We start from the raw sequence: 1,442 nt of genomic DNA, 5'->3' as shown, positions 1-1,442 counted from the left end.
CTCTTTTGTCTTTTTAGATTCTTTTGCAGGTAAAGATTCTTCTACAATAAATTCTCCTTTGAGTTTTTCTAAAGTCTTCTTTCCAAATCCTTTCACATTTCCTAATTCACTAACCGATTGAAAGGGTTTATTGGAGCGATATTCTATAATTGCTTGCGCCTTTGCTTCCCCTATTCCTTTGACACTCATTAATTCTTCTTTACTTGCAGTATTGAGATTGACTGCACCAAAGAGCCAAGAAACCATTAAGAATCCTAAAATTAAAAATCTCATTTTTTCTCCTTATTTTTAATGTAAAAAGTTTTTCATTGTATCTAAATTAAAGAAAGATTCTTGAAATCTCCTTTACAAAAAAGCTAAAAAAGATTCCATTGTTACAGAAGGGAACATTGTTTGGAATGCTTCAATATTTTTGCTTGTTAGCTTTTATATTTCAAGACTTAAAGGACAAATCCTAAGCCAACATTGTGTTTTCTATCACATTATTGTATTCCTGTCCTTGCAAGGAGCAACGCGCAAAGCAATCCATACCGCAAGAATCTCTCCCTTTACGATTCCAATTCCATTGTGAAGTTTTCTTGAACTAACACTCTAGATTGCTACGCATCACAACGACGTAGTAATATTCTTTAACCAATCCTCAAACAAAAACCAACAAGCCAATCCTATCCCCCCAATCAATCAAATATAAAAATTGGGATTCCAATAAGTTATCCAAGCAATAAAACCAACAACTAATACAATATAAAGACAAATAAACACTATTTGCAAATAACTATTTGAATAAGGATAAACAAATGAAGCCAAATTGCTTAAAAATGTTTTGAAGTATGGATAGAGATTTTCATAATGTTGCAAGCAGTCATTTGATTTTATGGACACATAGCAAAAGCAGATAATTCTAAACTCATTCTTTACACTCTCATCTCCGCACCGTCCTACTTTACCACTCTTGCAAAGAGCAGTATCATCAGCGAAGAAGAGCTTAACTGCTAGGTTCGGAATGGAGCTAGGTGGAACCTCTTCTCTATCAGCACGAAGATGACAATGTAAAAAGCCTAAATCTTTTAAAATCTCTTAGCTCTAAGATTGTCTTTAAAGGATTCTATAAAGAATCTTGAACTTTTTTCTTGCTTTATTTTCTTAAAACTTTTCTTTTGGTTTCTCTTGAAGTTTCCACGAAAGTTTTTAAATCTTTTTAGATTTTTCAATCTTTCTCTTTTGAAATCTTAAGAGAGTATCAATAGAGATTTTTAAGTAATACCATCAATGTTTGCAAACAAACTAGATTCTTTCCTTTTTGAGTTTTTACACTCATTAAGGCAGTGGCTTTAAAAGTCATTTTAAGCCAATCGGTCTATTAGTAGTAGTCAGCTAAACATATTACTATGCTTACACCTCTACCCTATCAAGCAAGTAGTCTTCTTGCGACCTTCAGGGAG

1 protein-coding gene and 2 rRNA genes are annotated in these 1,442 nt (G+C 32.7%); all 3 read right to left on the bottom strand.

All coding sequences use genetic code 11. The annotated features are described in order from the left end of the window. Positions 1-273: helix-hairpin-helix domain-containing protein (locus Q1553_RS05005; protein ID WP_300842788.1), on the bottom strand; the 273-nt coding region annotated here is incomplete at its 3' end. Between the two features lie 652 nt (positions 274-925). Beyond that, positions 926-1,041 (bottom strand): 5S ribosomal RNA (gene rrf, locus Q1553_RS05000). A 298-nt stretch (positions 1,042-1,339) separates the two neighbouring features. Then, positions 1,340-1,442: ribosomal RNA gene (locus tag Q1553_RS04995) — 23S ribosomal RNA — on the bottom strand; the annotation flags it as partial.

Source organism: Helicobacter sp. UBA3407 (assembly GCF_949747025.1).
In the GTDB taxonomy this organism is placed as follows: Bacteria; Campylobacterota; Campylobacteria; order Campylobacterales; family Helicobacteraceae; genus Helicobacter_D; species Helicobacter_D ganmani.
This window is presented reverse-complemented; position numbering and strand designations above follow the sequence as displayed.